Source organism: Bacillus sp. AFS037270, from assembly GCF_002585305.1.
The window spans coordinates 102,762-126,688 of record NZ_NUNF01000033.1; the positions used below are offsets into that span (position 1 = coordinate 102,762).

Consider the following 23,927-nt stretch of genomic DNA (forward strand, 5'->3'; position numbering starts at 1 on the left):
AAAAAGCAGTGTTCACTTTAACGTTCTTTCCGACTCACAAAAATAATTCTACTTAACTATAGCAGAATGATATCTATAAAGCAAACTCATTTGGACTTTTAATTTTATTTTGGTAGAAAAGTCGGCCATTTAAGCCAAATTTTGTAAGCGCTTTACTTTATATTTAGTGTTTCGAATTTTTTTTAAAAACTTCTAATATTCTTCTATTAGATTGTGGTTTTTGATTGTATAATTACTATGGAATTTAAAAAGAAATCGGTGACGACACATGCGCACATATAACGAAAAGATCAGTATTTACCATGGAATGGTGTCTACCATTGCTGTGAATCTTGCAAGTAATTATTTTCCTATCTTCGCTATCTCAATTCTAGGTGCCACCAATTACCAAGTGGGCTTAATCAGCTCTCTACCGCCTTTGGTCGCATTGATGATGACGATTCCGGCAGCTATTTTACTAAACCGGTTGGAACTGCAAAAGAAAACGGTCGCCATGTCTGTTCTCTGGGCGAGAATGATGTTTTTACTGTTGGCAGGCGTCGTTTTCATTCATACCTCCTATCAAGCGTGGACATTTCTGATTATCGTAGCGCTTATGAATGTTCCTGGAACGATTTCGAATATAGGCTGGCAGACGTTGATTAGTGGGATGATAAAAGAAAATCGGCGCGGGGCCTTTTTTAGTGACCGCAACCGGCTCTTGACGGTCGTGGGAATGATCACTACTTTAATTATCGGGGTGGTGATGAAAAGTCAAACCCATCATGCCTGGGCCTATCAAATTTTGTTTGTGATTGCTTTCCTGTTTGGTTTTCTAGAAGTATTTTATTTAATGAAGCATCGGGAAGAACCACAAATAATACAGGAGCAAAAGAAATCTTCGATGGATTGGTCGATTTTTAAGGATCGAGGCTACAAATGGTTTCTGATTACGGCACTTTGCTTTAATTTTACTTGGCAGATGGCTTGGGGGTTATTTAATATTTACAATGTTAAATATGTGCATGCCACCATCCTTTGGATTAGTATTTTTTCGGTTGCCAATCAGCTAGTCCAGATTTTCTCGTTTCCCTTGTGGAAGAAATGGGCGGAGCAAAGGTCTAACACTTTAATGCTCGTCTGGGTAGCAGTGGGAATGGCTACAGCCCCTGTGTTAAACATTTTGTCGACAAATGTATTTTATATAACCTTTGTTTCGATGACCTCGGGATTTTTTGTTTCTGGTACAACGCTTTTATTGTTTAATCTATTGTTGGAGCAATCACCAGAAGAAAAGCGAACCTATTGTATAACTACCTATAATGTCCTCTTATCTTTTGTAGCTTTTATTGCTCCACAAATTGGCATTTGGTTTTTAGAACTCTCCAACATGCGGATATCGATGGAGATCTGCACGATCTTGCGAGGTATCAGCGCCTTTGTCTTTTTCTTGATGTATGTAAAATTTATGAGAAACAAAAGATCAACCAAAATGATTTCATCCAAAAGTGCGTCCCCATCATCTTAATTTTGATGGGGCGTTTTTTTACAGCGAAAATTGTGGTGAGATACCTGTAAATTTTTAAACCTGCTAATATATTTAAAAAAGGTTCATATTTTTAGAAGGAGTTGATTTCTGAAAACGGGAGGGGCCAATGATTAAAATCAATCATCAGGTTGTTGAGCCGGGAGACCTAAAGGGAATTACCAAACCAGGTGAAAGAAATATTATTAAACTTATGGCGGGTTATCATTCGACGTTTGGATATGAATCAGTAAATCAGCTGGAATTTGAACTCTTGTTTCGTACCAACACAATGAAAGCAGCTCAAGAACTTAACAAGAGCGGGGCAAAGTTTACGACATTCACGTATGCTTTTTGTAATAAGACGTACTGGGATCGGCTATCGAACGGTGGATTTTTGCTGAAGCCATCGGTAAGCCCATCTGTTGCGATCCTGGACATCCTGAAAAACGGGAAACTTTATGCGTTTGAATGTTCCACTGCCATTGCGATCGTTTTATATATTGCCACTCTTTATTCCATTGGACGTCAGAGGTTTGATGTGTTATTTGCCCGGATTTACTTAATGGGCTGGCAATTCGATGAGGATCTGCCGGTTTATAATATGTATTCGGATGATTTCCTGCCTGGCGATATCTTACATTTTAACAATCCTGATTTTGACCCGAAACAGCCACATTGGCGCGCCGAAAATGTTGTCTATTTTGGCGATGACAAGTATTACGGTCATGGCGTTGGCATCCAGCCAGCCAGTACGATCATCAACTTCCTAAACAAAAAAAGAATGCCGAATCCAAAGAATTCAGCTTACCTCATGAACATGATTACACGCCCCTACTATCTATCATTGTCAAACTGATGAATGTAGAAATAGTGAAATTGGTGACAGGCACCGCTCGTGGGCAATGTCCACGGGCGGTGCCTGTCACCTTTTTTTACTCTATTTATATACTAAAAGTTAATAAATGCGTCTTCTGCTTTTACGTTGTTCTTAATTACTTTGTTTTCTTTTAACCACTCTGCAACTTGTTCCCATGTTAGTGGGTCTTGGTAGCCGAATGATTTGTCTTTTGCGTCCATGAGCGGCAAGAGGATTTGTAAGCTCTTTGTCTCAATGTCCTTCTCTAATGGAGATGATTTGTCTTCATGCTTTAATAAAACGGTCAAGCCTGCTTCTGGGTGATCCTGAACATATTTTTGTCCTTTCCCAATCGCAGTCATAAACTTCTTAAATACTTCCGGCTTTGCTTTTAGTTCCTTTTCACTTCCGACCAATACTAATTCATAGTAATCTGGTACCCCGTAGTCAGCAGGATTTAAAGTGCGCATTGGATGACCTTCCTTGTCAAGCAATAACTTCTCGTGATTAATATAACCGCCAATTAGAGCGTTTGTTTTCTTCGTTGCCATCGCCGGGATTAAGTCCCAGCCAACGTCAACCATTTTAATCTTAGAAGCATCTCCACCGTCAGACTTAACCATGGATTGGACGATTGCTTCATCCAAAGGAATCGATGGATAGCCGATTGTTTTACCTGCTAAGTCCTTAGGTGATTTGATTGAACTATCTGCTGGCACCATTAATTGATTAAGCGGATGACGGACAATCGCTCCAAACGATTGAACAGGGATATCTTCCCCGCGTGCCACCAATACCTGCGGCTGATAGCTGAGCGCCATATCGATTTGATCGGCAGCGACAAGTTTTAACGGATCATTTGTATCGGCAGGCATTTGAATCTCTACATCCAAGCCTTGCTCTTTAAAGTAGCCCTTATCCTGTGCTGTATAAAGGAAAGAGTGTACGGCGTTTGGATACCAGTCTAACATTAAGGTCACTTTCTCAAGCTTCTTGTCCCCACTTGTTGTGTTCTTTTCTGTTGCCTTTTCGTCGTTTTTCCCGCATGCACTTAATATTAGCAGCAAAAGGCTAAACAGGATTAAAGCAGTTTTCTTCATTGATTTCTACTTCCCCTCTTAGATGTGGTATTTATTTTTCAATAATTGTTTTTCGATGAAACTAATCAATAAAAACAGAATAATTCCAAGTAACGATAATAAAAATATCGCGGCAAACACGGCATCTGCCTTTAAGCTCCCCGACATCCGGCGGCTAAAGTAGCCCAGACCTTCACTGGCTCCAAGCCATTCCCCTATCGTCGCCCCGACAACACAATAGACAACCGACATTTTCAAACCTGACAAAAACGCTGGCAGGGCCATTGGCACCTGTATTTTCTTAAAAATCATCCAGCGGTTTGCCCCCATTGTTAACAATAATTCACGATATTCCTGACCACCCGACTTCAACCCATCATAAGTACTAACGACAATCGGAAAGAACGCCGTTAAAATCGTGACGGCAATTTTGCTCCAAATCGAATAGCCAAACCACATAATAAATATTGGCGAAATCGCGATCAGCGGAATCGTTTGTGAAATCACTAGAAACGGATAAAGTACTTTCTCTAATGGACGCGAAAAGTGCATGCCTACTCCGAGTAGGGTTCCGGCAGTAACGGAAATCGCAAACCCAATCAGCACCTCATTCAGAGTGGCTGGCAAATGCTCCTCAAACAAAAGCTCACGGTTGTCTATTAATGAGCTCCAGATAGCTGAAGGTGACGGCAAGATAAAGGCTGGAATGATTCCCCGCTCTACAACCATTTCCCATACGCTGACCAGAAGAATGACGACGATAATAAATAAACCGTAATCACTCGTCCATTTTTTTAATCTAGTTGTTTTCATGTTGAATCAGCCACTCCAGTTCTTTTCTCATCCTGATAAAATCAGCTTCATAGATTAGTTCTGAACTTCTCGGTCTCGGCAGGTTAACCTTCCATTCTTCTATTCCATCCACTTTTAGCACATAAATCCTGTCGCTTAGCAGTAAGGCTTCCTCTAGATCATGGGTGATAAACAGTACTGTCTTTTGTAAATCGCCCCACAATCCCAATAACCAGCTATGCATATTACGTTTCGTCATCGAATCCAGTGCACCAAACGGTTCATCTAACAATAATAGGTCTTTCCCAGTCATAAGAGTTCGTAAAAAAGCGACCCGCTGCCGCATTCCTCCTGACAGTTCTTTGGGATAAGCATTTTCATAATCGGCAAGTCCAAAGCGAGCCAGCCACTCCCGCACTTCTGGTAATTTCGCTTTCTTATTTTCCTTCGACACCTCGAGCGGAAGTAGAACATTGTCTAAAACGGTTCTCCAGGGTAAAAGCAAGTCCTTTTGCGGCATATAGCCCACACTTCCTAGTCTCTTTCCGGCACCCTGCTCACCATTAATCAGAATTTCTCCTTGTTGAGGTTCGAGTAACCCGGTTACCAACTTAAAGAGAGTGCTTTTACCAGAACCACTCGCCCCGATAACGGAAACAAATTCCCCAGCTTTTACGTCGAGTGAAATTTTTTCAAAAATCGGTTTTTCGGCACCAAAGGTATAAGATAGTTCGTTGATCTGTAGCATTGATGAATTAGACAGGCCACTCGCCCCCCTGATAGACCATATCCCAGAACATATATTCAAAACGGGATGTCGTCAGGAAGTGTTCTTCTAGGATGGTTAATTCCCATTCTGGCTTTCCTTCAGTCAATTGATTCAATAAATCGATCAGCCACTGGGCTAGGGCACCAAATTCATCAGAAGAGTACATTTTCACCCACTCACCATAAAGATAGTGGTTGCTAGCACCTTGATATTCTTTTGCTAGCATCTTGCCAATCTCCCAATAGCTCCACATACAAGGCAATAATGCCGAAATCAATTCTTCTAATGAACCATTTTGTGCGACATTTAACATGTAACGGGTATAGGCTAAATTCATCGGAGTTGGTTTTGTCTCTTCAAGCTGTTCATTCGTTATCCCAAATTTCTCCGCATATTGGCGATGCAAATCCATTTCTCCATGCAATGTCTCATGAAGTAGCTTGGCAAAGGCTGCCATTGTTTCAATGTCTCTTGCTTTCACAGTACCAAAAGCAAACAGCTTCGAATAATCGATTAAAAACACGTAATCTTGTTTCATGTAGCGAATAAATGATTCAACCGGAAGGTCCCCCTTCCCCATCCCGACAACGAATGGATGCTGATGGGTTTTCTCCCAAATATCACTTACTTTTTGAAAAAGTCGCTCAGAAAATGTCATGCTGTTATTCCTCCTTCTTGGTGTTACACCACTCCGCGATAAAAATAGCTAATACCTTGGTAAAATCCAGCAGCTGCTGGATTTGCAGCTTTTCATTCACTGCATGTGCATCCTCTAACTTTCCAGGTCCAAATATAGCAGTCGGAATCCCGGCACGACCTAGCCAGCCTGCATCAGTCACCGTTGTTGACATGCCTACATTCGGCTGTTGGTGTAACATTTTTTCAAAGGAGTTCGTTAACAGTTTTGTACCTGGATGCTCCGGGTCTATTTCTAATGAAGGAAAAATTTCACCGCGGTCGACAATCATAGATTTCCCTCCCCAGACAAACTGTGGAGGATTTTCTCTGAGCCACGGATCAGCAGCGGCAACGGCATTGATATGCTGTTCAATTTCCGTAATCACTTCTTCGAAATCTTCATTCGGATAAAAATGAACCGTCACCCATAATGCACAGCGATCCGCAACAAACGCCGCATGTCTGCCACCTTCGATTACCGCAGGATTAATAGTATTAGTACCTGGCGGGAAACCTTCATAGCTTTTGGTTACAGCCCAGTGGCGTTCAAGTTCTTGGAGGCCAGCGATAACCTTCATCATTTTCTCAATCGCACTAGCCCCTTTAACACCACCGCCGGCATGAATCATTTTCCGGCGAATGCCATCGTGATAGGTTTCCTTGCTTTGAATGGTGATCCAGCCGGTAATGACGCCTCCTTGTCCTTGAATATGTAAGTCGCTTGTATCCACCACTACGGCATAGTCTGCACTATATCCGCGCTCGACACAGTCTTGAGTTCCGGCCTCACCGACCTCTTCGCCAATGACGGATTGGAATTGAAGGTCGCCTTGTAAGGTGACACCTAATTCTTTTAATAGTTTTATGGCAAAGAGTGATGCGGCAATTCCGCCTTTCATATCCGCGACGCCCCGTCCATATATATAGCCATCCTTTTGGTAAGCCTCAAATGGGGAGGAGCTCCATTCTTTTGTGTCGCCAACCTCGGCGACATCTACATGGCCGTTTATGATTAAACTATTAAACTGACCAGAAGATTTACCTTGTAAAATCCCGACCACGTTTGGGTCACCAGGATAGACATCCCATTTATCCGTGCTGAAATCTAACTCTTCAAGATATCCTTTAATAAATTCCTGAACCTCATTCGTATTACGGGCGGGAGGACTGACTGTTGGAAAGGCAACAAGATCAGATAAAAGGTCTAACAATTCCCCTTTTCTCGCATCAATTTCACTCGTGATTTTTGCAATCAATTCCTCGTTCAATTTTCACACACCCTAGTTTTTTATAGCTGGAGATTTACTATCATTCATTACTAATACTTTCTTTCTTAAAAATACGACTAAGACCACAAATCCAAGCAGTGCACCTGCAAACGAGCTGAAGATAAATAACGGAATAAATCCAAATAGTGTTGCTTTTTGTCCAAGGATTAACGTGGCGATCGGATAGGATAGAAGCGCACCAAGGATCCCTGTTCCGATTACTTCACCGGCAAATGCAAGGTACATCTTTTTTGTTTTTAAAAATAAAAGCGATGCGAGTAGGGCACCGACCATACTGCCAGGAAAGGCAAAAATAGAGCCTGTACCCATTAAATTGCGGATCAATGAGACCAAAAAGGCCTGGGCAACGGCGTAATAGGGCCCTAGTAAGACAGCAGATAAAACATTTAAAAAATGCTGCATGGGGAATACCTTTGTAAACCCGATAGGTATAGCTACGAGATTACTAGTAATCGTGCCTATCGCGACCATCATCGCCGTTAGTGTCAGCTTATACGTTTTATTCATGTTATCGGCCCTCCACACTATTTTTTAATGCCTTCGTTGCTTCGAGTGGTGAATCTGCATGACTGATGGCCGTAATAACGGAAACACCATCTGCTCCGGCCTTTACGACTGCCGCTGCATTTTCACTAGTAATACCACCTATTCCGACCATTGGAATGGTATAGCCTTGTTGGCGGAGAATTTCGATTAGCTCTGTTCCCCTGACAGGCTTCGCGTCATCCTTTGAGCTAGTGGGGTAGATGGGTCCAATTCCGAAATAATCAGCACCATCGTTAAGTGCCGTCTCGGCTTCTTCCGGGGTATGGACGGATACACCAAGGATTTTACTGTCACCAATCCTTTCACGTACCACCTTTACTGGCTCATCTTCTTGCCCGATATGTACTCCGTCCGCATCCAGCTCGATTGCCAACTCAATGTCATCATTCACGATGAAGGGGATTTGATGTTCTTTGCAGATACTTTGTAACCGTCTAGCCAGTTCGTATTTTTCTGCCCCAGTTAAAGCACCCTTCCCTTTTTCACGGAATTGAAAAATGGTAACTCCGCCAGCGATTGCTTCTTTTAAAACCTCGACCGGTCCTTTGAGGCAGTTAGGACTGCCCATGATAAAATATACCTTTAAAGCCTCGCTCAGGTTTTTCATCGATTTCCCCGCTCCCTTTTCTTCCGAAACGCTCCATGGTTTGTCGGCCCATGTCCATGGCCGACCTCAATGCCATCCTCGATTGCCGCTTGAATGAACTCCTTGGCTGTTAAGACTGCATCATATACTGAAGCACCTTTCGCAAGTTCAGCCGTTAGCGCCGCTGAGAACGTACACCCGGTTCCATGTGTATTTTTTGTCGGAATTCGTTTATTGGTAAAGGTATGAAACTCTGCACCATCATATAGTAAATCCGTTGACTCTGATTCATCTTCATCATGACCGCCTTTGATGACGACCGTTTGAACACCCAGCTCAACCAATCTTAAGGCAGCTTCCTTTTTATCTTCGGCGCTTCTTATGGTCAATCCCGTTAGAACCTCCGCCTCAGGAATATTCGGTGTAATCACCTTTGCGAGCGGTAATAAATAGGTTTTCATCGCGAAAATAGCTTCCTGCTGCAGTAGAGATGCACCGCCTTTAGCAATCATCACAGGATCAACGACGAGATTCTCCCATCTATATTTCCGCACTTGCTCAGAAACAGCTTCAATAATATCTGAGCTAAACAGCATCCCCGTTTTCACCGCATCCGTACCGATATCTTCTCCAATCGCTTGAATTTGTTGAATGATCGCTTCCGGTGTCATCGGATAAACCCCATGAACGCCCAAGGTGTTTTGCGCGGTGACTGCAGTTATGGCGGACATACCGAAGACCTCTAATTCTTGAAAGGTCTTTAAATCCGCTTGAATTCCGGCGCCGCCTCCGCTGTCTGAGCCGGCAATTGTTAATGCTTTATTCATCTTACAAACCTCCGTTAAATCTTTTTAATTGAAGCATTTGCCTTAATATCCTCTTCAGTGACTAATGCTAATTGGTTTAAAAATTCAATTTGAAAGCTGCCTGGTCCCGCTTCAGCTGTTTTCTTTGCCGCCTTTTCCGCAGCAATCCCGTAATAGGCTAACGCAGCAACCGCTGCTCGAAGTACATCCTTTTCCACTCCAGCAAAGGCACCGATAACGGAAGTTAATAGGCAGCCCGTACCAGTCACTTTTGTTAAAATTGGATGTCCGCCCGATACGACATAAGTGGTTTCACCGTTTGATACAATATCCTCTTTACCAGTTATGACAACAACACATCCACTTATCTTAGCTGCTTTGATCGCAAGTTCGACTTTGTCTCCATTTCCCGCACCTGCATCAACACCTTTTATTTGCCATTTTTCACCAATTACATTGGCAATCTCAGCTGCATTTCCTCGGACCACTGAAACTTTGACTTCGCTCATGATTTTGTGGGCCGTTTCGGTTCGATATGTGGTTGCCCCAGCTCCCACTGGGTCAAAAATGACAGGAACGCCCTGCTCATTAGCCGCTTTCCCTGCAATCACCATGCTATTAACATTTTGGGCATTTAACGTACCGATATTTAAAACCAGTGAACTTGCAATCCTTGCCATATCCGCTACCTCTTCACTGGCATAAGCCATGACAGGCGATGCACCCAAGGCAAGCAGACCATTTGCTGTAAAATTTGTCACAACGACATTCGTAATATTATGTACAAGCGGGCTAACCTCTCTTACTTTCTGTAATGTTTCATATACGAAATTTGTTTCCAATCTAAACTCCCCTTTTCTTTTTTAAAAATAAAAAAACCAGACCCCTAAAATGGATCTGGTTAGTGTTTTGAAAGAAAAACGCAAAAAAATATCTCGTTTAGCTACTTTCCTACGCTGGTATTACCCAGATCAGGTCCAAAGGGTTAAAAACTTTATTGTTTTCTCTCAGCCTGATACACAGGGCACCCCTAGTAGATCTTTGGTTATTAAATTACACTCATATTAACGCTAATTTTCTACAATGTAAAGAATTTTTATTGACACCTTAACATTTTGCTAAGTCAATAATATCCTTTAACTCATTTGTAAATCCCTTTATTGCCCGGTCATTTAGTACAGTTACTGGAACCCCTAGGAAGCCATAGTGTTCGACTTCTTTTTGAAAGGAAGCATTTTTTGAAATGTCCCTGACCTCAAACGGTATTCCTTCCTCCGTTAGTACCTTTTTAACCATTGTACATTCAATGCAATCGTTGGTTGTATAGACAATCACTGTTTTATTCATTGGTTTCTCCCTTATTTGAAAAAAAGATATGCTGTGCTTCTATGGTATCACCAATATAAAAAATTCCAAAGGAATACATCTTCTGACGCCGTTTATCTGTGGGTGAGCCAGGGTTAAAAAGAAGCACACCGTCTTCATAGCGTTTTATCGGGATATGAGAGTGACCAAAAATGATACAATCTACTGCTTCCCCGTTGAATGCTAGAGTGGCCCGCTTTTCAGTCGTTCTCCCTTTACCATGTCCATGGGTAATACCTATCTTAAACCCGCCTAGCTCTAGAATCCTTTTTTCGGGGAATTGTTCCTGAATGTTATCATCGTCGACATTCCCAAAGACCCCTTCCACTTTCGCATAGGATTGAAGCTCATGGAAAACGTCTATGGTCTGCCAGTCGCCGGCATGAATGATCAAATCCGTGTCCGATAATTCCTCTTTCAATCTGGCTGGAAGTCCCTTGGCTCGTCTAGGCATATGGGTGTCGGAAATAACAACAATCTTCATATTTTATCCCTCGTTCAAAATAGTCTATCACTATTATATAACAAAGGCTTCTGTATGTTGAAATCTCGTGATTTCTGCCTTTTATTGCTCGGGAAAGCGCAGGAACAGACATTTCTCGCGTAGTCATGTCGGAAAAACTACTGTTATAGAACAAAATGTCAAACCAAAAAAACCTTGAGGAAAAGTCAAGGTTTCTTTTAATCTCTCTCTTGTTGATCTTTCTCTTTAACTGGCTCTTGTAAAACCGGTAGCGCTTTTGCTTCTACTAGTTGTTCCAAACGGTCGATTCTCTCTAGTAATAAGGCATTTTCTTGCTCCGCTAGTTTGGCTCTTGAAGAATAGTACGAATCATTTTCCCACCAGTTCATGCCGATTTCCTTTGCTTTGTCAACAGAGGCAACAAGCAGCCTTATTTTGATCGTTAACAGATCCACATCAGCTAACGATATTTTTATATCCCCTGCAATAACTACGCCCTTGTCTAGGATCTTTTCTAACACTTCTAGTAAATTGGATGAGTTTGAAGGATGTTGAATGGGCATAACTTTCTCTCCTCTCAAAGAAGTTTCCCCAGCGGTCCGAGTTCAATATTGAGCTCTTCCTTTTCCAGACCGAAAATGACTTTTAATTCATCCATTTTTTCTTCCAGTCTCATCAGGGTCAACCCTAGTTCCTCTAATTGTTCATCCGACAGCGAATCATTCTCCACTCTTCGCATTGCCTGCCTCTCCATTAGTTGACGGAGGAGTTCGATAATTGTTAAGACAAGCTTAGCTAATCCTTGCTCCACCTTACTTGAGTCCAGCGGTAATCGTTCCACGGTCGATTGCCTCCCTGCGGTTTTTGTGCTCATAGGTCCCAAATGCACTTTCAATCGATGAAATCAGCAGCTTCAAATCTATGATGATTAAATCAATATTTGCAATGGAAATCAGTATTTCACCTCGTACGACGACGCCTGTGTCGATGATACCATCCAAGAGGTCCAATAACGTCATTTCTTTGTTCTCAAAAAGTTCATACTGCTCCATCATGGAGACCCCTTATCAATTTTTGAAAAGTGATATGGAGGCCATGGTCCGGTTATGTGAAAACTGCAGCCTAATGCTTCATACTTCTTTTCCAGATCTTGTAATTTGTGTAAAAATCCGCTCGATGTTACCCGATCAACCAGGAAATCACAGTTAACCATCATGTCATCTATCCGGTCCGTCACATCTCGACCCCAAATTTTCCGAAGATTTGTTGCTCCTACATAAGGAGATAATTCTTCACTCATTCCCTGCCACCATTTGGACTGCTCGAGTTCAACTTCAGAAGCAATCAGCTGTTCAAGCTTTTTCTTCATAATGTATTGCTTTCCTTTTGGCATAGAGGTTAATTTTTCTTTTAACCCCACAACGGCCGAATTATGTTCGTATACGTACGCTAATGTTTTATCGACTTGACAATAAACCTTTAAATTCCACTCCTGTTTATCTTTTAGGGAAAGCAGCATTTGATATATTTCAGGATATTGATCATTCAGGATGGTCTCTAAATTTTCGGTATTTTGAAAAACAGTGCAAAACGACATTGGCAAAACCGTAAATTCCTTATGAAAAGTGGAGATGATTTCATGATGGTGAAAGGCCTTCTCTTTCAGCCAATCAGCATCTTTAATCTGCAAATCTATTTGCTCCTGTGAAAAGTGTTGGGCATTGACGGTTGTAATAATGGCTGCTAACTCATTTAAATGTTTAATTATGACCGAATTCCCATCTATCCCCATTATGGAAGGAACTTCTGAAGTTTGAAGTTCCTTTGCAAGAATGACCCCATACAAATATAAAAAATCGGTTGAAACCCTTGTAGAAGCCATAGTGTCTCCTCCTAAAAAAGCATACTCTAATCGGTTAATCTTTCATTTTGTTCACGTTCTTTGGCAATCTTATATCTCCGCAGTAGTTCCTCTTCTTGTTCATCGTAAGTTTCGTCGTCGATTTCGCCTAGTTCATACATCATATGCAATTCGACCAGTTGTTGTTGCAATAAAGGTAAATTGTATAATTCTTGATCAACCTCTTCTTGAATTTTTTCCCCAAGCTTGATGATGGAACGGATTGGCAGTGTAAATAGTTTATGAATCATATTTTCCCTTCTATCCGTAAGCGAATATTAACAAAATTGTAGGCAGGCCATGGACCGGAATACTTAAATTCCACCTTTTCCTTCCACAATTCGTATAAATCATTGACCTTCTGGTCGAACGCGTCCTCGTTTTGTTTATCAATCAAAAACGCGGAATTCAAAATCACTTTCCCTGGTATCGTATTATTTTGCTTACCTGCTTCAGCTAAGTCTAGTAAAGGAATATAAATTTCTTCTTCCACTTTTCGCTCTATATTTAAAACAAGATTTTGAGCACGTTCACCTAAATGGATCTGGTCATAAAACGTGGCAGGATTGTCTTTGTCCTTTTTACCATCTTTCCACTCACTTAAAACCGGGTCATTTTTCAACAATTGGTCGACCCATTCTTGTTTCGCTAGAACCTTTAGTCCTACTTCAAATTTATTTTCTAATTGTAGAAATAGTCTTTCAAATTCAGGGTGTAGATGCTTTGCCACTAAAAGGGCATCTCCCTCTGACTGAAATACATTCCCAAAACTCATAGGAATTATCGTGTATTGTTTCATTATTTTAGAGATGGTCTGTTGGTGGGCAAACAGGTTATTCCGATTTGGCAAGACTTCGTCAGTTACCTGTGTAACGACCAACGCTGTATTTTGGTGGTGAATCGTATATATTTCATTTTCTTGTCCGTTTAAAGTAATCTTTCCAAATCGCTTCTGTTGGTTTTCCTGTATCACGCAAAAAACGTAGACACCTTTTTTAAGACTCATAGGTGTTCTTCCTTTCTAAGTATTTCCTTTAAAATAAGTTCCTCTATCTCAACACGATTCAGTTCAGGAAATATTTGTTTTACTGGTCTTGTTAACACGTCCAGACAGAGCCTTTGGTAATTATTATCCTGTGGGTTGAAAGGAATATTGGCCTTTTTGGCTACAGATGCAATCATGAGTGAAGCCCGCAGGCTAGGACAAAGTCCTTTTCCGTAACGTCTTAAGACAGACACAATTCTTACAATCTCGCCGGCCTGTTTGTGGTTGATTCCTGTTTTTTGATGGATAATTTCTACTTCTGTTTCTTTATCGCAATAATCCACATGGATCGTGATTAACCGGTCTAAAAGGGCATCTTGTGTATGAAATGTACCCGCATATTCATCAGGATTACTAGTAAATATGATGGAAAAGTCCGGGTGGCATTTGATGAACGATCCCTTCCCTTTCCCGTAAATGGGAAGAACTTTTTCCTCTAAAAGAGATAAAAATATATTATTCGTTTCCGGGCGGGAACGTGAGAACTCATCATAAATAACGACATGGCCTTTTTTAACAGCCTCAATAAGTTGGCCTTGTATCCATATCGGTGTTATTTCTTGTTCTTTTTTATAAACAGAATGAATGTAATTATCGATTACTTCCTTTTTACTAAATCCGGAATAGTGACCTATTAAATCTTTATTGGATAAGTCATGGTGACCGCGGATTATCGTGACTGGTTTGTTTAGTAAACTAGCAATATATTGAGCGATACTGGTTTTCCCAACCCCCGAGGGTCCAACAAAATGAACAGGATATCCAGCCTTCAGATAACGGACCGACCTTGTAATAATGTCCTCAAAAAAAGCTGTTTTCACGAAGCCGCCTATCTTATCCTCTTTCCTCATTTGGTTCATCGTCTTTCCTCCTTATCAGAGAATTTATGGTTCATAAGTGGAGCCAAGGCAACATAATTCTGCCTTGGCTCCTCCTTAACATCTATTTAAAGCGCAGCCTCTAACTTTCTCCATGATGGTCATGATGATCGTCATGGTCATGATCATCGTCTTTCAGCAGGCCTACAGCTTTAGCGTACTTTAACCATGTATCCACACTTGCGATAACAATACGAGCATCAATGGTTAGAAGTTCGATACCAACCAACGAAACACGAGCCCATAAATCAATTACTACACCCTTATCAAGAATACGGTCAATTACTTCAGCCAAGCTAGAAGAGTCAACACTCTTTTGAATAGCAGCCATTTCATCCCCCCCTCCCAATCTACTTCTGCCCGAGGAGTGCTACTTTTTACTGAGGAACACCCAATATGAATAGTGCCTAACCCCTGACAACAGCAAAACTTCTTCGTATAAACGAATTACAATATTATATGAGATAGGAAACTAATTGGAATAGACAAGTATTCATAATAAAAAATAGGTAATACCACCAATGGTGATTGTCACCTTTTTACTTTTACTCCCATTTAAAACCGTAATAAAAAAATGGCTGCCCATCACCTGAGAGGGAAATGGATAGCCATTCATCATATTAATCAGTTTTCTAACTTATTTAAATCCTTTTCGGTGCCTGTCACCTTTCGTAACATTACTCCTGTTAGAAAGGTTAAAAAGACGTGGGTGCCGAGTTTAACGGTTGTATGAACTTGGGTGTCCCTTAGTGGGTCGAGGCAGACGATGTCGATGGCTTTGACTTTTGGATGCATAGCAGCAGTGAGTACTGCATCGAAGAGTTCTGCTGTTGTCATTCCGCCTGGCGTTCCAACGGGGACCCCCGGGGCATATGCGATATCGAGAACATCCATGTCTACGGTTAAATAAATAGTATCGACCTTTTCAGCAAGCTCTTTAAGACACTGGCTCACCGTTTCTTCGACCCCCCTATTTCTGCACTGGTGAAGTGTAAAATAATTAACACCCTTTTCATCCGCATACTGCTTCAAATCTTTGGTGTTAAAAAACCCATGCAAACCGATGTTGTATAAATTCGAGCCTTCTATCACACCACTTTCGATTAAATTACGCATCGGTGTTCCATTAGACGGTCCATTATCGGCCAGACTCCTTAAATCGAAGTGGGTGTCAAATTGAAGAATGCCGATTTTCTCGCGCGGTTTGGCCCAGTGTAATCCTTTAACCATCATCGCTGTAATCGAGTGATCTCCTCCAATTGCAGCCACTATCGAAGTAGTAAAATTCCGATGGATGGTAGCCGATGCCTCGACAATATTGTCATGGCAGCGGCGGATATCGGTTACATGCATCGGGACATCCCCCACATCCAGCGCCGTCATATCTGCTAAATCCAAATCTTCATCTATGTTATAAGTAGTGAAGCCCTTCCAGGCACGCCTGAAGGCATCAGGAAATTCTGATGCCCCAGAGGGACTAATCGATGAACGAGAGAGCGGGACACCTACTACCACAACATCCGTGTTCCTGGTCTGTTCTGGATTGGAATTGGTTGAGAGCGGCTGAATCCATTCATGAACTTTTGTTATTCGGGTGTTCCCTTCAGGCCTGACCCAGACAAAACTCGGTGGATTTAATTTAGGATAGAGAAAGCTTTTCAACCAGCCGACCTCCCTTTACCATAACTCTTCCATTTTTGATTACGGTATCGATATGATTTACCCCATATAAGTATTGGAGTTTCATATAATTCTCTACATTAAATATCGTAACATCCCCTTTTTTTCCTTCCTCTAAACTGCCGATTATGCTGGCGCGCCCAATGGCATGTGCTGCATTAATAGTTGCTGCAGTGATTACCTCTGCTGGTGTCAGCCCCATTTTTAAACATGCTAGATTCATCATAAATGGCAGCGAAACGGTTGGAGAGGAGCCAGGATTACAATCGGTCGATAGAGCTACCGGTACCCCTAAATCGACCATATGACGTCCATTTGCCGACTCGGCCATTAAAAAATAAGCGGTTCCCGGCAGCAGGACCCCGACGACTCCTTTATCCGCCATCGCTCGTAGTCCTTTTTCAGAGGCTTTTAATAAATGGTCCGCGGAAATCGCCCCCACTTCGGCGGCTAGTTCCGCCCCTTCAAATGGTTCAATTTCATCTGCATGTATTTTCGCTGTTAACCCATAAACCTTTCCCGTCTCGAGAATCGTTCGTGCTTGTTCGGGAGTAAAAACACCCTTTTCACAGAAAACATCATTAAACTCCGCGAGTCTAAGTTCAGACACCTTTGGAATCATTTCTTTTACCAACAGTTTCACAAAATCATCGGGATTGTCCTTATATTCTTTCGGTACCGCATGTGCCCCCATAAACGTGGACACAACATCTATTGGATGCAGCTCATTTAGCTGTTTTGCTACTTCCAGCTGTTTGCGTTCTGTTTCCCATTCCATTCCGTAGCCGCTCTTCGCTTCAACCGTTGTTACGCCATGAAGTAGGAATTGATTTAACCGCTCGAAGCTTTCTTGGAAAAGTTCCTCATGGGTGGCCTGCTTTGTCCGCTTTGTCGTTGCATGAATGCCTCCGCCGGCATTCATAATCTCCATATAAGTTGCACCCTTAAGGCGCATGTTGAATTCAGTTTCCCTGCTTCCAGCAAAAACTAAATGTGTGTGCGGGTCTACGAGGCCTGGCGTGACAAGTTTGCCTGTTGCATCAACCACTTCTGCTTGTTCAATACGTGCGGCAAATTTTTCAAAAAGCACTTCGTCCTTGCCAACTGCTTGGATGATTCCGTCCTCGACCCAAACGCTGCCGTTTTCAATGATGCCTAGCTCAGACATTCCTTCTTTAACAAGCGGAGCACAGGAACTTCCCTTTAAGGTTATGAGCTGACGTGCATTCCTTATAAAAATTGCCTTGCCCATCTGTTCACCCACTCTCTTTTGTTAGTCCTGGTCGAGCATGGGCATTTTGATACCCTTTTCCTTCGCAGTCTTGATAGCTAAACCATAACCCGCATCTGCATGACGGACGACACCCATCCCTGGATCGGTGGTTAAAACCCGTTCTAGGCGAACTTCTGCCTCCTTGGTGCCATCTGCGACAATAACCATCCCCGCATGCTGTGAATAGCCCATTCCAACCCCGCCGCCGTGGTGAACCGAAACCCAGCTGGCACCGCCGACAGCATTTATCAGGGCATTTAAAATCGGCCAGTCGGACACAGCGTCACTTCCATCCTTCATTCCCTCCGTTTCCCGGTTTGGCGACGCAACAGAACCTGCATCTAAATGATCGCGTCCAATCACGATTGGTGCGGTAACTTCTCCCGATGCGACCATATCATTGATGATCTTTCCAAATTTGGCACGATCGCCGTAGCCTAACCAGCAAATCCGGGCGGGAAGTCCCTGGAAGCTGATTTTTTCTCGTGCCATCGTAATCCATTTGCATAAATGTTGATCCTCTTTAAATTCACGTAAGAGAACTTCATCAATTTTTCGAATATCTTCGGGATCGCCTGATAGTGCGGCCCAGCGGAAAGGTCCTTTCCCTTCACAGAAAAGTGGGGGAATATAGGCTGGCACGAAGCCAGGGAAATCAAAGGCATTCAACCCCCTCATCTTTGGCCACCTGGCGGATGTTGTTTCCATAATCGAAAGTAACGGCGCCTTTTTCCTGCATTTTTAACATCGCCTTCACATGTGTAGCCATACTTTGCTTGGCAAGCTTCACATATTTGGCAGGCTCTTGGACTCGTAAAGTGGCAGCGGTTTCAAGTGTCACGCCTGCAGGGATATATCCGTTTAATGGGTCGTGTGCCGAGGTTTGGTCGGTTAATACATCAGGAGTGAATCCTTTTTCAATGATTAGAGGCAAGATTTCTGCAGCGTTACCAAGTAGCCCGATGGAGATGGCCTTTCCTGCTGTCTTGGCTTCATACGCCAATTTTAATGCCTCATCAAGGTCTTTAGACTTTATGTTAAGGTAAGCGGTTTCGATTCGCCGGTCGATTCTGGATTCATCGACATCAATCGCTAGACAAACCCCTTCATTCATCGTGACCGCGAGCGGCTGTGCGCCCCCCATACCCCCAAGACCGGCCGTTAATGTAATCGTATGTTTTAATGAACCGCCAAATGACTGCCGCGCTAATTCTGCGAAAGTTTCATAGGTTCCCTGGACGATTCCTTGGCTGCCGATATAAATCCAGCTTCCTGCAGTCATCTGGCCGTACATCATTAACCCTTTTTGATCGAGTTCATGAAAACGCTCCCATGTCGCCCATGCTGGGACAAGATTGGAGTTAGCAAGTAAAACACGTGGTGCATCCCTATGGGATTTCCATACAGCTACAGGTTTACCAGATTGAATGAGCAATGTTTCATCATTTTCTAATTCTAATAGTGTTTTAACGATTGCATCATAAGATTTCCAGTTTCGTGCCGCCTTGCCGATCCCTCCGTAAACCACCAAATCCAGAGGACGCTCCGCTACCTCCGGATTAAGATTGTTCATCAGCATCCTAAGGGCTGCTTCCTGTATCCAGCCCTTCGCATGCAACTGTGTTCCCGTAAAGCTCTGAATCACCCGATGTTTTCCCGTATTCGTCTCCATTCTCATCACTCCCTCTGCATATCAATCTATCTTCATTATAAAAATAAAACGTTCTGAAAAATACGGATAAATTTCTACAATTTTTGGTGCCTGACACCAAACGTGGACACTGTCCATCCCCTATGTACACATGACTCGAAAGAAGGGAAAGCCCTCGATCCAAAATAAAAAAGGATAAATGCCCGCTAAGTGATCGGGTATTTATCCTTTTGCTGATTTAGTTTTTAAGCTGCGGCCTGGAAAAGAGAATACCAAACCCCATTCCAATGACGGTGGCAAGTAAATGAACTGTTCCAGTTGATATTGATAGAAATTTGATGATACTTCCATAACTTTCATTAGTTATTCTTAATAAAATTTCCTGAAAGATTGGCTTATATAGAAGAAAATAAGAGATTAGGATTAATAGAAGGGCAGACCAGTTTCTCCTCAGCAGATACCTAGTTAAAACAAAATATATTACGGCTAAAAGAATAGCCAATCCAAACACAAATGAATTTATGTATCGGAGAGCACGGTCGGGCTGGTCTAAGAAAGCTAAAACAACCAAGTAAATAATCCAAGATAATGTTAATAATATTGCAAATATTTGTGTCTTAAGTAAATACTTCATCAAACAGTCACCTCTAACAGCTGATTCATTAACCTATTTACCATACCACAATATGACACAAAATGACTAATAACTAAGAACATTCGGGCTTGTTTTTACATTTCTTTAACTTTAGATCCTTAGAAACCACTCACTCATCTACCCTCTGTCGTCCCTAAAATTTTTATTCTATAATAATTTAAATATTTTAAAAAAATAAATGTACAGATATTCATGCTATAATTCTGTGTGTATCTTAAAAATACAGTTGTTTACGGGAGGCGGACACATGAGGAAAGAGGCTCAATTACAGAAAAATATTGGTTTTTTCGTGGCAACATCACTAGTCGTTGGTACTGTTATTGGTTCCGGGATATTTATGAAGCCAGGAATCGTTATTTCAGATACCGGCAACTCTACCTATGCCCTTTGGGCCTGGATTATTGGCGGGATCATTACCTTAGCAAGCGGTTTAACGATTGCTGAAGTAAGTGTTAAAATTCCGAAAACCGGTGGTTTATATGCATACATAGAGGAAGTGTATGGAAAGTTTTGGGGCTTCTTGTGTGGATGGGTCCAAACCCTTATTTACGGCCCTGCGATCATGGGGGCACTCGGTCTGTATTTTGGATCACTTGTAGCTGCTTTGTTTGGTTTCTCACCAGAAAGCAATACTATTATTGGAATCATCACCATTCTTTTCTTAGGATTTATGAATCTATTAGGAACACGCTACGGCGGATTCATTCAAAACATTTCTACTGTAGGAAAATTAATTCCGATTATTTTAATCGCAGCATTTGGGATCTTCCAAGGAGATGTCCAAATACTTAATATGGATAGCGGTGTTACCCAATCGTTTAATATGGGGGCTGCCGTTTTAGCCACACTTTGGGCCTATGATGGTTTTATGAACGTAGGCTATATGGCAGGAGAAATGAAAAATCCTAGTAAAACCCTGCCGCGAGCGATTATTTCAGGTATTGTGATTGTTATTGTTGCTTACTTAACCGTTAATATTGCCATGCTTCATGTACTGCCAGCTAGTAAAATTGTTGAGCTTGGGCCAAATGCGGCCAGCACAGCAGCATCTATTTTATTTGGAAAAATGGGCGGAAATCTGTTAACCATCGGAATTCTCGTTTCTATTTTTGGCTGCCTGAATGGAAAAGTGCTAACCTTCCCACGGATTCCTTATGCCATGGCAGCAGACGGATACCTGCCAGCTGCAAAGTCAATGTCATATATACATCCAAAAACCAAAACACCCGTTGGAGCGACGATTTGGCAGCTTGTTATTGCGATCTTAATGATGATCTTAGCAAATCCTGATCGTCTTTCAGATATTGCCATTTTTTCTGTCTTTACATTTTATTCCTTTTCATTTGCAGCGGTATTCAAACTTCGTAAACAAGGATTAAATCATAACTTATATAAAGTGCCATTATATCCGATAACACCAATTGTGGCGATCATTGGAGGCCTCTATATACTTGGTAATACCTTAATCACCAAACCATTAGACGCATTCCTATCCATAGCAGTCACTCTAATCGGCATTCCCGTTTACCTAAAACTAAATGCCAACAAACATAAACAAGATCTTTCTAAACAAGCAAGTTAGAATGGTGTCTGTCACCAATTACACTATAAAACAAGTGAAAACAGCGATTAAAAAGGACAAGAAGAATTTTTTCTTCTCGTCCTTTTTTGTCTGTTTTAGTTTTAGCCTACGTCGAGGCCAAAGTCGGTAGCAATCCGGGCGAGTCCGCCTTGGTAGCCTGATCCGACTGCTGAGAACTTCCATTCACCGTTGTGACGGTATAGTTCACCTACGATAATTGCTGTTTCGATGGAGAAATCCTCGCCTAAATCATAACGAATAATTTCTTGATTTGTTTCTTCATTTACGACGCGGCAGAAGGCATTTGAAACCTGTCCAAAATTTTGGCCTCTTGCTTCCGCATCATGAATCGTAATAACAAACGAAATCCGTTCCACTTGAGCCGGCACAGCGGCCAAATCTACTTTCACCTGCTCATCGTCACCGTCTCCTGCTCCAGTACGATTATCACCTGTATGTACAACGGAGCCATTTCCGCCTTCGAGCTGATTATAGAAAACAAAATCCTTTTCAGATGCACACTTACCGTTAGCATTTAAAAGAAAGATACTGCAATCCAAATCGAAATCGTTCCCGCCATCATAACGGTTCGTATCCCAGCCCAGACCCACAATAACCTTGGACAAACCAGGATTCGTTTTCGTTAAATCGACCTTTTGACCTTTAGACAATGAAATTGCCATACTAACACCCTTTCCACTATTTATTATGTAACTCCACAAAACAAAACGACTAGAACCATAGAAAGTTCCAATACCTTCCTTTATTCTACAAAAATTTAATTTATTTTACTACTTTTAACTCATATACAATCGCAGCAAAAAATCGGTTTCAAATTGAGAAAAATGGTTAAATTAAGAAAGTCCAACCTAAACTGGCAGGATATGCTATAATGAACTCTTGGCTAAACTTGTTTAGCCGTTATATTTAAGCAGGGAGCGAATCATTTTATGATAAAAATTGAAATACCAAATCCAGATATCGTTATTACAAAAAGCAGACAAGTCGGCGAAAAAGTCGAAGCCCCTTTAAGCAGTATCTATGGTTTTACTGATTATAATAAAATCCCCCGTGACAAGGGTGGGATTATCTTATTTTTTAACGCCAATGACGACTTGCTTTTTGTAGGAAAAGCAAGAAAGCTGCGGCCTCGGGTAAAGCGTCACTTTGAGGATACCGTTTCACCAATTAAGGCGCATCGCGACGACGTTTATAAGATCGCCGTATTAGTGGTTGAAGAACCAATGGACCGAGAAATATATGAAACCTACATCATTAATACACTTCACGCTAAATACAATATCGAGAAAGTTTTCTATAAATAAACAGATAAAGCAGGTTCACGCTTTTTAAGCAGGACCTGCTCTTTGTTTTAACTAATATCGTCCAATTTTAAAATCATTTCTTTTTCAAGATGACTTGCACGGATACCAAACCGTGGCTTTAATGGACGAATCTTCTCCCCTAATAAGATCTTAATAGCGATGTACGGAAAATTAATCCCAGAAAGACAGCTGAAATGCAGGCCTCCGCTCATCCGCGGATTGATCTCGAGCAGCTTCGGCACCCCCCTGCTGTATTTCACCTGAATATTAAATACATATGGTAATCGATACTCCTGGTGAAACTTGTGCGCCAAATCAATCAGCTCGACACTTTCTACAAGTTCCCGGACACGTCCATCCCCTTTCATCCTCGGAATGGCTGCGTACAATTGGTCCTGTGATGCCACGCAATCAATACTATATTCTCTGCCTTCTAAATACTCCAACAACATTAAATCAGGAAATGTCTCCTGCTGCGCTAGGATCTCGCAGGCATGATCATATGAGATTCGATAACCGCCCCCGCTGTGGAAAAGATGATGGATGGACTCCATTTCTTCCTTGATGACCCGAAAACCCATTGCTCCTTCCCCAATTGCTGGTTTAAAGCAAGCCGTGTGCCCCTTTTCTTTAAGCGATGTGTAAGCCAGCTTAAAATCATTAATATTATTAACGACATAATAATCCGGGATTGAAAAAATGGGAGCTCCATTTGTTAAGGTTTGATAGGCAGCTGCCTTGTTATCCATGGTTTCCATTAGGGCTGCATCAGGACAAACTAGGACCTTCACTCCTATCTCCGCAAATTCCGCCAATCGCTTTGAAATCAGCACATTTTCTTTACGGGGTATAAAAATATCAATTCCGTGTTTTTGGCAAAAATCAAGACAGAATTCAATATATTCATCCCCTGAAATGTCAGGTTCAACAAAGGCATAATCACAATTTTGTAAATATAGAGCATCTTTATTCGGGCTTGTTCCATAAATCGTAAATTTCCGATGGTCTTCATTATCGCGAATCATATCCATATAATGCGTAACTGTGGTAAACCATCGATTAAACCAAATCTTCATTGTAAACCTCTCTTACATTAAAATTGACCTTTCCATTATGGACAAAGAGAAAACATTTTATAATTAATTTCTGCAAAAAAAAATGTTCTCGCCATTAGCAAGAACATTTTCTATCAAGAATCGGCT

28 protein-coding genes, 1 pseudogene and 1 riboswitch are annotated in these 23,927 nt (G+C 41.8%); of the genes and pseudogenes, 4 read left to right on the plus strand and 25 right to left on the minus strand.

Translation table 11 applies throughout. From position 1 onward, the window contains the following. Positions 1 to 268: 268 nt before the first annotated feature. On the plus strand, positions 269 to 1,507 hold the full coding sequence (locus tag COD92_RS17260) for an MFS transporter (protein ID WP_098527547.1): 1,239 nt from the start codon (positions 269 to 271) through the stop codon (positions 1,505 to 1,507). Positions 1,508 to 1,634: 127 nt separating this feature from the next. After that, positions 1,635 to 2,363 (plus strand): protein-glutamine gamma-glutamyltransferase, encoded by a 729-nt coding sequence (locus COD92_RS17265; RefSeq protein ID WP_098527546.1) that lies wholly within the window; start codon positions 1,635 to 1,637, stop codon positions 2,361 to 2,363. Positions 2,364 to 2,455: 92 nt separating this feature from the next. On the opposite strand, the gene COD92_RS17270 is transcribed toward COD92_RS17265, so the two are convergent. From COD92_RS17270 to COD92_RS17380, 23 genes and pseudogenes are all read right to left on the minus strand, one after another. Then, positions 2,456 to 3,463 carry an ABC transporter substrate-binding protein gene (locus tag COD92_RS17270; protein WP_098527545.1) on the minus strand — a complete coding sequence of 336 codons (1,008 nt, stop codon included), beginning with the start codon at positions 3,461 to 3,463 and terminating at the stop codon, positions 2,456 to 2,458. Positions 3,464 to 3,481: 18 nt separating this feature from the next. Then, positions 3,482 to 4,255: an ABC transporter permease gene (locus COD92_RS17275; RefSeq protein ID WP_098527544.1), complete on the minus strand. Its 774-nt coding sequence runs from the start codon at positions 4,253 to 4,255 to the stop codon at positions 3,482 to 3,484. Next, positions 4,242 to 4,982: an ABC transporter ATP-binding protein gene (locus tag COD92_RS17280; protein ID WP_098527543.1), complete on the minus strand. Its 741-nt coding sequence runs from the start codon at positions 4,980 to 4,982 to the stop codon at positions 4,242 to 4,244. Before COD92_RS17280 ends, COD92_RS17275 begins: the two co-directional genes overlap by 14 nt. Before the next feature lie 7 nt (positions 4,983 to 4,989). Next, positions 4,990 to 5,661, minus strand: a complete 672-nt coding sequence (gene tenA, locus COD92_RS17285) for a thiaminase II (protein WP_098527542.1) — start codon at positions 5,659 to 5,661, stop codon at positions 4,990 to 4,992. Positions 5,662 to 5,665: 4 nt separating this feature from the next. Further along, complete coding sequence (locus tag COD92_RS17290) at positions 5,666 to 6,949, minus strand: acetylornithine deacetylase (RefSeq protein ID WP_098527541.1); 1,284 nt, start codon at positions 6,947 to 6,949, stop codon at positions 5,666 to 5,668. A gap of 12 nt (positions 6,950 to 6,961) precedes the next feature. Continuing rightward, entirely contained in the window at positions 6,962 to 7,477 is a 516-nt protein-coding gene (thiW, locus tag COD92_RS17295; protein ID WP_098527540.1) for an energy coupling factor transporter S component ThiW, read from the minus strand. A 1-nt stretch (position 7,478) separates the two neighbouring features. Further along, a complete protein-coding gene (thiE, locus tag COD92_RS17300; RefSeq protein ID WP_098527539.1) occupies positions 7,479 to 8,123 on the minus strand; it encodes a thiamine phosphate synthase in 645 nt (214 codons plus the stop codon). Beyond that, entirely contained in the window at positions 8,120 to 8,929 is an 810-nt protein-coding gene (gene thiD, locus COD92_RS17305) for a bifunctional hydroxymethylpyrimidine kinase/phosphomethylpyrimidine kinase (protein ID WP_098527538.1), read from the minus strand. Before thiD ends, thiE begins: the two co-directional genes overlap by 4 nt. A gap of 14 nt (positions 8,930 to 8,943) precedes the next feature. Beyond that, positions 8,944 to 9,750 (minus strand): hydroxyethylthiazole kinase, encoded by an 807-nt coding sequence (thiM, locus tag COD92_RS17310; protein WP_098527537.1) that lies wholly within the window; start codon positions 9,748 to 9,750, stop codon positions 8,944 to 8,946. Between the two features lie 89 nt (positions 9,751 to 9,839). Further along, positions 9,840 to 9,950, minus strand: a riboswitch (TPP riboswitch). Positions 9,951 to 10,015: 65 nt separating this feature from the next. Continuing rightward, complete coding sequence (locus COD92_RS17315; RefSeq protein ID WP_098527536.1) at positions 10,016 to 10,255, minus strand: glutaredoxin family protein; 240 nt, start codon at positions 10,253 to 10,255, stop codon at positions 10,016 to 10,018. Next, complete coding sequence (locus COD92_RS17320) at positions 10,248 to 10,757, minus strand: metallophosphoesterase family protein (protein ID WP_098527535.1); 510 nt, start codon at positions 10,755 to 10,757, stop codon at positions 10,248 to 10,250. The genes COD92_RS17315 and COD92_RS17320 overlap by 8 nt, the downstream gene beginning before the upstream one ends. Positions 10,758 to 10,954: 197 nt before the next feature. Beyond that, on the minus strand, positions 10,955 to 11,299 hold the full coding sequence (locus COD92_RS17325) for a gas vesicle protein (protein ID WP_098527534.1): 345 nt from the start codon (positions 11,297 to 11,299) through the stop codon (positions 10,955 to 10,957). Between the two features lie 14 nt (positions 11,300 to 11,313). Continuing rightward, complete coding sequence (locus tag COD92_RS17330) at positions 11,314 to 11,610, minus strand: gas vesicle protein K (RefSeq protein WP_098527533.1); 297 nt, start codon at positions 11,608 to 11,610, stop codon at positions 11,314 to 11,316. Further along, the gene (gvpJ, locus tag COD92_RS17335; protein ID WP_098527532.1) at positions 11,549 to 11,788 is read right to left on the minus strand and encodes a gas vesicle protein GvpJ; all 240 of its coding nucleotides are present in this window, start codon (positions 11,786 to 11,788) and stop codon (positions 11,549 to 11,551) included. Before gvpJ (COD92_RS17335) ends, COD92_RS17330 begins: the two co-directional genes overlap by 62 nt. Next, entirely contained in the window at positions 11,788 to 12,618 is an 831-nt protein-coding gene (locus tag COD92_RS17340; protein WP_098527531.1) for a GvpL/GvpF family gas vesicle protein, read from the minus strand. Before COD92_RS17340 ends, gvpJ (COD92_RS17335) begins: the two co-directional genes overlap by 1 nt. 26 nt (positions 12,619 to 12,644) lie before the next feature. Further along, the gene (locus COD92_RS17345; RefSeq protein ID WP_098527530.1) at positions 12,645 to 12,887 is read right to left on the minus strand and encodes a gas vesicle protein GvpG; all 243 of its coding nucleotides are present in this window, start codon (positions 12,885 to 12,887) and stop codon (positions 12,645 to 12,647) included. After that, positions 12,884 to 13,642 carry a GvpL/GvpF family gas vesicle protein gene (locus COD92_RS17350; RefSeq protein WP_098527529.1) on the minus strand — a complete coding sequence of 253 codons (759 nt, stop codon included), beginning with the start codon at positions 13,640 to 13,642 and terminating at the stop codon, positions 12,884 to 12,886. The genes COD92_RS17345 and COD92_RS17350 overlap by 4 nt, the downstream gene beginning before the upstream one ends. Next, positions 13,639 to 14,541 carry a gas vesicle protein GvpN gene (gvpN, locus tag COD92_RS17355; RefSeq protein WP_098527528.1) on the minus strand — a complete coding sequence of 301 codons (903 nt, stop codon included), beginning with the start codon at positions 14,539 to 14,541 and terminating at the stop codon, positions 13,639 to 13,641. Before gvpN ends, COD92_RS17350 begins: the two co-directional genes overlap by 4 nt. A 100-nt stretch (positions 14,542 to 14,641) precedes the next feature. Then, a complete protein-coding gene (gene gvpJ, locus COD92_RS17360) occupies positions 14,642 to 14,890 on the minus strand; it encodes a gas vesicle protein GvpJ (RefSeq protein WP_098527527.1) in 249 nt (82 codons plus the stop codon). Positions 14,891 to 15,183: 293 nt separating this feature from the next. Further along, positions 15,184 to 16,221, minus strand: coding sequence for an agmatinase family protein (locus tag COD92_RS17365; protein WP_098527526.1), 1,038 nt, complete (start codon positions 16,219 to 16,221; stop codon positions 15,184 to 15,186). Further along, positions 16,199 to 17,491: an imidazolonepropionase gene (gene hutI / locus COD92_RS17370; protein WP_098527525.1), complete on the minus strand. Its 1,293-nt coding sequence runs from the start codon at positions 17,489 to 17,491 to the stop codon at positions 16,199 to 16,201. Before hutI ends, COD92_RS17365 begins: the two co-directional genes overlap by 23 nt. A 21-nt stretch (positions 17,492 to 17,512) precedes the next feature. Further along, a pseudogene (gene hutU / locus COD92_RS17375) lies at positions 17,513 to 19,184 on the minus strand (urocanate hydratase). Positions 19,185 to 19,401: 217 nt separating this feature from the next. Then, positions 19,402 to 19,800, minus strand: coding sequence for a hypothetical protein (locus COD92_RS17380; RefSeq protein ID WP_142950565.1), 399 nt, complete (start codon positions 19,798 to 19,800; stop codon positions 19,402 to 19,404). Between the two features lie 265 nt (positions 19,801 to 20,065). On the opposite strand from COD92_RS17380, the gene COD92_RS17385 reads away from it, so the two are divergent. Continuing rightward, positions 20,066 to 21,400, plus strand: a complete 1,335-nt coding sequence (locus COD92_RS17385) for an APC family permease (protein ID WP_098527523.1) — start codon at positions 20,066 to 20,068, stop codon at positions 21,398 to 21,400. Between the two features lie 101 nt (positions 21,401 to 21,501). Here COD92_RS17385 and COD92_RS17390 read toward each other — a convergent pair whose 3' ends face one another. Continuing rightward, on the minus strand, positions 21,502 to 22,083 hold the full coding sequence (locus tag COD92_RS17390) for a TerD family protein (RefSeq protein WP_098527522.1): 582 nt from the start codon (positions 22,081 to 22,083) through the stop codon (positions 21,502 to 21,504). Positions 22,084 to 22,350: 267 nt separating this feature from the next. Here COD92_RS17390 and COD92_RS17395 point away from each other — a divergent pair, with 267 nt between their 5' ends. Further along, entirely contained in the window at positions 22,351 to 22,725 is a 375-nt protein-coding gene (locus COD92_RS17395) for a nucleotide excision repair endonuclease (protein WP_098527521.1), read from the plus strand. A gap of 47 nt (positions 22,726 to 22,772) precedes the next feature. On the opposite strand, the gene COD92_RS17400 is transcribed toward COD92_RS17395, so the two are convergent. Then, positions 22,773 to 23,801: an ATP-grasp domain-containing protein gene (locus tag COD92_RS17400; protein WP_098527520.1), complete on the minus strand. Its 1,029-nt coding sequence runs from the start codon at positions 23,799 to 23,801 to the stop codon at positions 22,773 to 22,775. Between the last annotated feature and the right edge of the window lie 126 nt (positions 23,802 to 23,927).